The organism is Corallococcus sp. 4LFB (assembly GCF_046520365.1).
Lineage (GTDB): Bacteria > Myxococcota > Myxococcia > Myxococcales > Myxococcaceae > Corallococcus > Corallococcus caeni.
Map to the genome: position 1 here is coordinate 22,198 of NZ_JBKGHJ010000038.1, position 7,255 is coordinate 29,452.

At 70.8% G+C, this 7,255-nt stretch carries 7 protein-coding genes; 6 read left to right on the top strand and 1 reads right to left on the bottom strand.

All coding sequences use genetic code 11. The annotated features are described in order from the left end of the window. The first annotated feature begins 11 nt into the window (after positions 1 to 11). Genes ACLEQD_RS06830 through ACLEQD_RS06850 form a run of 5 tightly spaced genes read left to right on the top strand, consistent with a single transcriptional unit; the run spans position 12 to position 6,245 of the window. Complete coding sequence (locus ACLEQD_RS06830; RefSeq protein WP_410382680.1) at positions 12 to 2,024, top strand: acetyl/propionyl/methylcrotonyl-CoA carboxylase subunit alpha; 2,013 nt, start codon at positions 12 to 14, stop codon at positions 2,022 to 2,024. Then, the gene (locus ACLEQD_RS06835; RefSeq protein WP_410382682.1) at positions 2,021 to 2,335 is read left to right on the top strand and encodes an enoyl-CoA hydratase-related protein; all 315 of its coding nucleotides are present in this window, start codon (positions 2,021 to 2,023) and stop codon (positions 2,333 to 2,335) included. The genes ACLEQD_RS06830 and ACLEQD_RS06835 overlap by 4 nt, the downstream gene beginning before the upstream one ends. Continuing rightward, a complete protein-coding gene (locus tag ACLEQD_RS06840) occupies positions 2,332 to 2,793 on the top strand; it encodes an enoyl-CoA hydratase-related protein (protein WP_410382684.1) in 462 nt (153 codons plus the stop codon). The genes ACLEQD_RS06835 and ACLEQD_RS06840 overlap by 4 nt, the downstream gene beginning before the upstream one ends. Positions 2,794 to 2,810: 17 nt before the next feature. Next, entirely contained in the window at positions 2,811 to 4,406 is a 1,596-nt protein-coding gene (locus ACLEQD_RS06845; protein ID WP_410382686.1) for an AMP-binding protein, read from the top strand. Between the two features lie 45 nt (positions 4,407 to 4,451). Beyond that, positions 4,452 to 6,245: a Vps62-related protein gene (locus ACLEQD_RS06850; RefSeq protein WP_410382688.1), complete on the top strand. Its 1,794-nt coding sequence runs from the start codon at positions 4,452 to 4,454 to the stop codon at positions 6,243 to 6,245. An 87-nt stretch (positions 6,246 to 6,332) separates the two neighbouring features. On the opposite strand, the gene ACLEQD_RS06855 is transcribed toward ACLEQD_RS06850, so the two are convergent. Next, positions 6,333 to 6,593: a hypothetical protein gene (locus ACLEQD_RS06855; protein ID WP_410382690.1), complete on the bottom strand. Its 261-nt coding sequence runs from the start codon at positions 6,591 to 6,593 to the stop codon at positions 6,333 to 6,335. 228 nt (positions 6,594 to 6,821) lie between these two features. Here ACLEQD_RS06855 and ACLEQD_RS06860 point away from each other — a divergent pair. Then, positions 6,822 to 7,255, top strand: a 434-nt coding sequence (locus ACLEQD_RS06860) for a hypothetical protein (protein WP_410382692.1), incomplete at its 3' end; no start/stop codon positions are given.

Genomic DNA, 7,255 nt, shown 5'->3' on the forward strand with positions numbered 1-7,255 from the left:
CGAGGGGAATCATGAAACGCATCCACAAGGTGCTGGTGGCGAACCGGGGTGAGATCGCCGTGCGCGTGCTGCGGACGTGCCGCCGGCTCGGCCTGCGCACGGTCGCCGTCTTCTCCGACGCGGACCGGGAGGCCCCCCACGTGCGGCTCGCCGACGAGGCGATGCACCTGGGGCCCGCGCCCGCGAGGGAGTCCTACCTCTCCATCGAGCGGGTCCTCGCCGCCGCGAAGGCCTCCGGCGCGGACGCCATCCATCCCGGGTACGGCTTCCTGTCGGAGAACGAGGACTTCGCGCGCGCGTGCGCGGAGGCCGGCTTCGTGTTCGTCGGGCCGCCGGCGGAGGCCATCGAGCTGATGGGGAACAAGCGGCAGGCGAAGCTGCGCATGCAGGCCGCCGACGTGCCGTGCATCCCCGGCTATGAGGCGGCCCGTCCCGGTGAGTCGCTGGAGGACGAGGCCCTGGTCCGCGAGGGCCAGCGCATCGGGTTCCCCCTCATGGTGAAGGCGGCGGCGGGCGGCGGTGGACGCGGCATGCGCCTGGTCCGCGACGCGGGCGCGCTGCTCGACGCCATCCGCTCCGCGCGCTCCGAGGCGACGAACGCCTTTGGCAGCGGCGAGCTCATCCTGGAGCGCGCCATCGAGGGCGCGCGCCACGTGGAGGTGCAGGTCTTCGCGGACGAGCACGGGGGCGCGGTGCACCTGGGCGAGCGCGACTGCTCGGTCCAGCGGCGGCACCAGAAGGTGATTGAAGAGAGCCCGTCCCCGGCGGTCACCCCGGAGCTGCGCGAGCGCATGGGCGCCGTGGCGGTGCAGGCCATCCGCGCCATCGGGTATCGCGGCGCGGGCACCATCGAGTTCCTGCTGGCGCCGAATGGCGACTTCTTCTTCATGGAGATGAACACGCGCCTGCAGGTCGAGCACCCGGTGACGGAGCTCATCACCGGGCTCGACCTGGTGGAGTGGCAGCTGCGCGTCGCCGACGGCGAGCCGCTTCCATTGAAGCAGGCGGAGGTCGCCTTCCGCGGACACGCCATCGAGGCGCGCCTGTGCGCGGAGGATCCTGCGAAGGGCTTCCTCCCGCAGACGGGGCGGCTGCTCGCGTGGGTGCCTCCGGAAGGGGAGGGCATCCGCGTGGACCACGGCGTGCGCGAGGGGCAGGACATCACGCCGTTCTACGACTCCATGCAGGCGAAGCTCGTCGCGTACGGGCCGGACCGCGAGACGGCGCGCGAGCGGCTGGCCGCGGCGCTGCGCGAGCTGACGGTGTTCGGCGTCACGACGAACAGCACCTTCATCCAGCACGTCCTCGGGCACGAGGCGTTCCGCTCCGGCCGCTACGACACGGGCTTCGTCGGCGCGCACACGCCGCCGGAGACGCTGCAGGCGCTGGGGCAGGCCTCCGTGGAGGACCAGGCCATCCTGGCCGCCGTGCTCTTCCACGACGACGCGGTGGCGCTGGCCAGGAAGGGCGGGTTCGACGCGGCACTGACGGGCTGGAGCAGCTCCTACGCCCTGCCGGTGCCGGTCGTCCTGCATGACGGGACCGCGGAGCTCCGCGCCTCGGTCCGCCCCGTCGCGCCGGAGGCATATGACGTCCGCATCGGGGACACGTCGCTCTCGCTCTCCCTGCGCGGCCTGGGGGCCGAGCGCGTGGAGGTCGAGGTGGCGGGGCGGCGCCGCGCGGTCCGCTACCGTCGCGCGGGAGGCACGTTGTGGTGCTCGCTGGACGGCATCACGCGCAGCCTGCGCGACGTCTCCTTCCGGCTGCCCTCCGAACGTGAGCGCGCCAGCGACGGCCGCCTGCGCGCCCCCATGGATGGCCGCATCATCCGGGTGAGCACCCAGGTCGGCGCGACCGTGAAGCGCGGCGACGTGCTGGTGGTGCTCGAAGCGATGAAGATGGAGTCGTCCCTCATCGCTCCCACGGATGGTGTCGTCACGGCGGTGAACGTCACGGTCGGGGCGCAGGTGCCGGCACGGCACGTCGTCGCGGTCGTCTCCCCTGAAGCGAAGGAGGCAGCATGAGTGAAGCACCGCTCGTCCGTTACGAGGTGTCGCGCGGCGTCGCGACCCTCACGCTCGACTCACCCCGCAACCGCAACGCGCTGTCGCGGGCGCTCGTCACGCAGCTGCTGGAGCGGCTGCACGCCGTGGGGGCCGACCCCTCGGTGCGCGCCGTGGTCCTCGCGGCCACCGGTCCCGCGTTCTGCGCCGGTGCGGACCTCTCGGAGATGGCGGACGGAGGCGCCGCGAAGGCACCGGCCGTGCTGCTGGACGTGCTGCGCACGATCGTGACGCTGCCCAGCCGGTCGTCGCGAAGGTCGCGGGGCAGGTGAGGGCGGGGGGCATCGGCATCGTGGGCGCGTGCGACGTGGCGGTCGTCGCGGAGTCCGTGAAGTTCGCCTTCACGGAGGCGCGCATCGGCGTGACGCCCGCGGTCATCTCCCTCACCACCCTGCCGCACCTGACCAGCCGGGCGGCGAGCCGCTACTTCCTCACCGGTGAGGCGTTCGACGCCGCCGAGGCCGCGCGCATCGGGCTCATCACGTCCGCGGTGCCGGACGCGTCGCTGGAGGGCGCCGTCGAGCAGCTACTGGAGACCTTCCGGGTGTCGTCGCCGCAGGGGCTGCGTGAGACCAAGCAGCTGGTGTCCGCCGGGCTGCGCGCGCGCCTGGACGCCGGGGGCGCGGACATGGTCGCGCTCTCCGGACGGCTGTTCGCCTCCGAAGAGGCCCAGGAGGGCATGCTCGCCTTCCTGGAGCGCCGTCCCCCGGCGTGGGCCACACCCAAATAGACGAAAGGGAGCACACGATGTCCGTGACCCAGGAAGCGCAGCCTTCGCGCATCAGCCGAGTCTCGCTGGGAGACCTCGTCCACCGGTCGGCGTTGCGCTGGCCGGAGCGGACGGCGCTCGTCGACGGGGACCTCGAGCTCTCCTATGCGGAGCTCGACCGGCGCTCGAGCGCGTTCGCGCACCACCTGCTCGCGCAGGGCCTTCCCCGCGGCGCGCGCATCGCGATGTTCTGCGGCAACTCGGCGCAGATGGTCACCGCCTTCCTGGGCATCTACAAGGCGGGGCTCGTCTGGGTGCCCATCAACACCGGCCTCTCCGTGGAGGCCGTCCGGTACATCCTCGAACACGCCGAGGCCACGCACGTCGTCATCGACGCCGAGTTCCTGGGGAAGCCCGGGCTGCGGGCGATGCTCGACGCGCTGGGCACCCGCCTCATCGTCTGCGTGCCGGAGGGACAGACTTCGCCGGGCGGGGACACGGCCGCGTTCCTGGACACGCTGAAGGGGCAGCACGGCACCCTGCCGGAGGTGGACATCGAGAGCGGCCAGCTCGCGCAGATCATGTACACCAGCGGCACCACCGGCCAGCAGAAGGGCGTCATGCACTCGCACGCGTCGGTGCACGCGGCGCTGAGCGGCAACCTCTTCGAGCTGGAGATGCGGCCGGGTGACTCCACCCTCTGCGTGCTCCCGATGTTCCACTGCGCGCAGCATGCCGTCTCGATGACGTTCCTGCTGGCCGGGGCGACCGTCGTCGTGCGGCGGGCCTTCGACCCGGGCGCGATGCTCGCGACCATCGAGCAGCGGGGCATCACGTTCCTGCTGGGCCTGCCGGTGATGTACGGCGCGATGCTGGCGCACCCGGCGCGGCCGGCGACGAAGCTGTCCAGCCTGCGCCTGTGCCTCTACGTGATGGCGCCCATGGCGCGCACGCTGCTCGTGGAGCTCATCGAGCACTTCTGCCCGGGAGGCTTCGCGCTCGCGTCCGGGCAGACGGAGATGTACCCGGCGACGACCCTGTTCAGGCCGGAGCAGCAGCTGAAGCGCTTCGGTTCGTACTGGGGCGACTCGGTCGTGACGAACGAGACGGCCATCATGGACGACGACGGCCGGCTGCTCGGGCGCGGCGAGGTGGGGGAGATCGTCCATCGCGGGCCGAACGTGATGCTCGGCTACTACAAGGACCCGGAGGCGACCGCGCGGGCGCGCGCCTTCGGCTGGCACCACACCGGCGACCTGGGCATGTTCGACGCCGACGGCCAGCTGCTCTTCGTGGACCGCAAGAAGGACATGATCAAGACGGGCGGGGAGAACGTCCCGTCCATCAAGGTCGAGGAGGTCCTCCTGCGCCACCCCGCCGTGCTCCAGGTCGCGGTGGTGGGCCTGCCGCACTCGCGCTGGGCGGAGGCGGTGACGGGCTTCGTCGTGCTCAAGCCCGGCGCGGCCGCGACGCAGGCGGAGCTCCACGCCCACTGCCGCCAGCACCTGGGCGGGTTCGAGGTGCCGAAGGCCCTCGTCCTCCTCCCGGCCATGCCGCAGACGAGCACGGGCAAGGCGCAGAAGTTCGTGCTCCGGCAGCAGTTCGCGCGGCACTACGAGGACGGGAACGGATAGGCGGTCCGGAGTAGGGTCCTGGGTTTCCTCATTCCCCAGGTTTCCATGGACCTCCGGCAACTCCTTCCTGTCGTCGCTTTCGCCACGACCTCGCTCCTGGCGAACCCGGCCCACGCGAACACCGTCTACGGCCTCTGGCAGGGCTCGGGGGGGCAGAGCCCCTCGGCTCCGGGCAACCGGGTGTTCCTGCTGGACTCCCAGACGTCCAGCAACCCGGTGACGTTCACGCTGACGTCGTCCGCGGATGCCTGGCTCTACCTGCTGGATGCGAACGGCGCGGTCCTCGCGCAGGACAACAACGGCGGTGGCGGCACGAACTCGCGCCTGGTCGTCACGCTGTCCCCGGGCAGCTACCAGTTGGTGGCGGCGACTGCGCTGGCGGGCCAGAGCGCGGAGTTCACCCTGGCGTCGGACTCCGGCGTGCTGCGCGCTCCCAGGGCCCTGGAGGTCCGGCCCACGAGCCGCTTCACCTGGGTCTACGATGATCACGGCACCGGCGCGGCGAACGACATCGCCATCTGGCGTCCCGACCTCTCCCAGACCCCGGGCTTCTTCTCGCTGGGCGACGTCGCCATGCCCCACCGGGGACAGGCCCCGGCGACGACGTTCGTCGTGCGAGGCGAGGGCGACCTGCTCGCGCGTCCGTCCAACTACGCGTGGATCTGGGACGACTCCGGCTCCGGTGGCACGCACGACGTCTCCTTCTGGGAGCCCGTCGCGCCCGCGGGCTACACCTGCCTGGGCCACGTCGCGGTGCTGGGCTACTCCAAGCCCTCCACGGACCTCATCCGCTGCGTGCGGAGCGAATACGTGCTGCCCGCGAATCCCGCCTGGGTGTGGGACGACAGCGGCTCCGGCGCGGACGACGACATCGGCGTGTGGCAGGCGGTGGCGCGCGACCACCGCGGCCTGCCCGCGTCCACCTTCATCTCCCGTCCCAGCCACGGCGACACCGGCGGCAACCGCTACTGGGTCCTCAACAAGAGCGCCACGTCCAACGCGGAGCTGCGGGGCCTGCCCGTGGACGCGCGGACGGTGGCGGTGTTCGCGCCGCGCGTGTGGCTGCATCCGAACGAGGCCTACTTCCCGTCCTCCACGCAGTTCCACCTGGCCAACGTCCACGAGGAGAACGGCCACCTGGTGACGAACCAGGCGCTGGGCTGTGACTCCTGCACGGATCCGCAGTTCCTGGACGGCCAGCGCCCCAACCAGACGCCGGTGCCCGTCTACGCGCAGGTCATCCCGCGCACCCAGGGCGGCCTGCCGACGAACGTGACGGACGTGCTGTATTGGAATTTCTATCCGTACAACAATGGCAAGCGGGTGTGCATTGGCTGGTATTCACCCTGGGGCTGCGTGGGCGGCTACTCCACCTTCGGCAACCACGTGGGGGACTGGGAACACCTCACCGTGCGCTTCATCGACGGGCGCCCCGCGCAGGTCTACCTGAGCCAGCACGCGGACGGGCAGGGCTTTGCCTTCGGCGACAAGGCCGTGTTCCTCACCGGCTGGCACCCGGAGGTCTTCTCCGCCAATGGCTCGCACGGCCTCTACCCGGACGCCGCCCGGCACATCTACGAAACCCTCTTCAACGGCGACTTCCTGGCGGATGACACCGGCGCCGGGCTGGCGTGGGACACCTGGAACAACGTGGTGGTCATTCCCTGGCAGCCGGCGGGGACGTACACGGGGTCGCTCGCCTGGATGAACCTCACGGCGTACTGGGGCAACCCGGAGGCGGGCTGCGACAACCCGACCGGCTACTGCGTGAACAGCGGCGGTCCTTCTCCGCTGCGGAACCGGTCGGTGTACCAGCCGGATTACCTGACCCTGGAGTAGGGCAGGGCCTCCGGCAGCACGGACCGGGGCGGAGAGCACGTGGACCTCCACCCCGGTGCGCTCCGGCGCTGAACGCCGGGCGCGGTGCTAGCAGTTATCGGGCTCGTAGACGGCGAAGTCCGTCTTCGTTCCGTAGACGCGCAGCGTGTGGCCACAGCTGCAATCTCCGTGTCCGACCTGCGTGCTGTAGGTCGCGTCGCTGTAGTACGTCACGAAGGAGAAGCCCTCGCAGTAGGGCAGCTCGTCTTCGCGCGTGGCCAGCTGGGGCTCCTGGCCCACGTCCTCGACACCGCCACAGCCCGCCAGCAAGCCAACGGCCAACAGTCCACCCATGAGGCTCTTGCGCATTGTGAGAAGCTCCAGACAGTCATTCGGGTTTGTGAGGCCTTCCCAGGATAGCGCAACTCACCCGGAAGAAATCGTCCTCAAGGACCCTGCGCGCCGCGGCGCGGACGTGATAGTCATTGCCGGACCGGACCTCACGAAGCACCCTCGCGGGCTGACCCCCGAAGAGGAGCTCGCGGGTCCATCCGGGTGTCGGGCCGGCGGCGCCCCTGAGTTCGAGGGGGAGTCCAGATGACAAACACTGGGAGTGGAGCGCTCGCACGGGCCGTGGTCCTGCTGTTGTTGGGGTGGGGGATGGCGTCGTGCGGGAAGACGGAGCCAGGGCCGGCGGAGGAGGTCCTTCCGAGGCTCGACGTGCTGCACGAGGGCGCGTGGCTGATGGGCGTGGACTCGCGGGAGCGCTACCTGCTCTTCACGGCCCAGAATGTCTTCGGCACGTACGCGAAGGTGCTTCCCGACGGTGGGGACATCCGGGTCTCCGACCCGGCGGAGGCCGCCATCTTCGCGCAGGACGGCGACTCGGTGCTGCTCTGGAGTCCTCTGAGCGGGGAGAAGACCCGGACGGCGTGGCTGTGGCGGCTCGGCCCCAAGGCCGGCATCCCCTTCACCACGCGGTCCCAGGGCGACATCGTCCATGACCGCGCGCTGTCCTACGTGGCCTTCAC

Excerpts from the sequence above, each read along its gene's own strand:
- ACLEQD_RS06855 (WP_410382690.1), bottom strand. The coding sequence starts at position 6,593 with ATGCGCAAGAGCCTCATGGGTGGACTGTTGGCCGTTGGCTTGCTGGCG.
- ACLEQD_RS06835 (WP_410382682.1), top strand. The coding sequence starts at position 2,021 with ATGAGTGAAGCACCGCTCGTCCGTTACGAGGTGTCGCGCGGCGTCGCG.
- ACLEQD_RS06845 (WP_410382686.1), top strand. The coding sequence starts at position 2,811 with ATGTCCGTGACCCAGGAAGCGCAGCCTTCGCGCATCAGCCGAGTCTCG.
- ACLEQD_RS06850 (WP_410382688.1), top strand. The coding sequence starts at position 4,452 with ATGGACCTCCGGCAACTCCTTCCTGTCGTCGCTTTCGCCACGACCTCG.
- ACLEQD_RS06830 (WP_410382680.1), top strand. The coding sequence starts at position 12 with ATGAAACGCATCCACAAGGTGCTGGTGGCGAACCGGGGTGAGATCGCC.